The following is a 1,156-nucleotide window of genomic DNA, read 5'->3' as shown; positions in this document are numbered from 1 at the left end:
TCCCCCGGTTGCTTTCGTCGACGCAACAAGACTGTTCATGGTGACAGAGTTATCTTCATGGCCATGTTTGTTACAGCACTGATAGCCAACACATTCGCAGCCACAATCCGTACCGCGTCCATCCGTCAGGTCGAGAATTTTTTGTACAGCTTCATCGCCAGTAGCATTGATGCCCGTCGCCCCCATTTTTTCAGCCAGAGCCAACCGGTCTGTGTGCGTATCAACCACAAACACCTGTGAAGCACCTTTAATGATCGCCGAATGAGCTGCCATCAAACCGACCGGCCCCGCGCCATAAATGGCCACGCTTTCACCAGGCTTCAATCCGGCAAGTTCTGTTGCATGCCAGCCGGTAGGAAAAATGTCAGAGAGCATCACATAATCATCTTCTTTTTCTGCCGCATCAGGGGGAAGAACAAGGCAGTTAAAGTCGGCAAATGGCACCCGAAGCAGTTCCGCCTGCCCCCCCTCCCAGGGACCCATTTCAGCAAAACCATAAGCTGCGCCTGCCGAACCCGGATTGGTAGTGAGACAAAAGCCGGTCAGACCTTTTTCACAGTTTTCGCAAAAACCACATCCCACGTTAAACGGCAGACAAACATAGTCGCCCACCTTAATACGTTCAACGCCTGAGCCAATTTCGACCACTTCACCCAGGTTTTCGTGACCCAGAATCCGTCCCTGTTCAAAGCTGGTCCGGCCCTCATACATGTGCAAGTCCGACCCACAAATGTTGGTGGTGGTGATGCGGACGAGTACATCCGTGGGGCGGACAATTTTCGCATCCGGTACGTCTTTTACTTTTACATCATAAGGACCGTTGTAAATTACTGCTTTCATGATCTTCTCCTTCTTGCGTGCGGAAAGGAAATGCTGCCCGGCGGATTGGGGTATCAATCGAGTTTAGCTGCCATAACAGATCTCGCGATCGGCGAAAGGACGATTAGGATGTTTCTTAACTAAGTGCATTGAAGTCTGTAAGACAGGTACTTACCGATGAAGGCTGCCTGGAAAACGTAAAAACATCACACGTTAATCCGGTTTTTTTAAGCAGGCAGGGGATTACGGACAGCTTTGAGCGAGAAGCGGATAAAGTAAATCTATCTCATTTCTGCATTGTGCCAGAAGTAGACATAGGTGAATTAGGTAACCCTAG

Annotated in this window: 2 protein-coding genes; one reads left to right on the top strand and one right to left on the bottom strand. The window is 49.7% G+C overall.

Annotation, left to right across the window (positions count from 1 at the left end):
- A partial coding sequence (locus ACOTX3_RS26060; protein WP_421635002.1) for a glutathione-independent formaldehyde dehydrogenase occupies positions 1 to 840 on the bottom strand: 840 nt, incomplete at its 3' end.
- A 128-nt stretch (positions 841 to 968) separates the two neighbouring features.
- Between ACOTX3_RS26060 and ACOTX3_RS26055 the strand changes: the two genes are divergently transcribed.
- A partial coding sequence (locus ACOTX3_RS26055) for a hypothetical protein (RefSeq protein WP_205245564.1) occupies positions 969 to 1,156 on the top strand: 188 nt, incomplete at its 3' end.

The sequence above is a fragment of the Enterobacter cloacae complex sp. IR5384 genome (assembly GCF_049237265.1).
Classification (GTDB): domain Bacteria; phylum Pseudomonadota; class Gammaproteobacteria; order Enterobacterales; family Enterobacteriaceae; genus Enterobacter; species Enterobacter cloacae.
The sequence above is the reverse complement of the archived record's forward strand: the minus strand, read 5'-3'. Positions and strand labels throughout refer to the sequence as shown.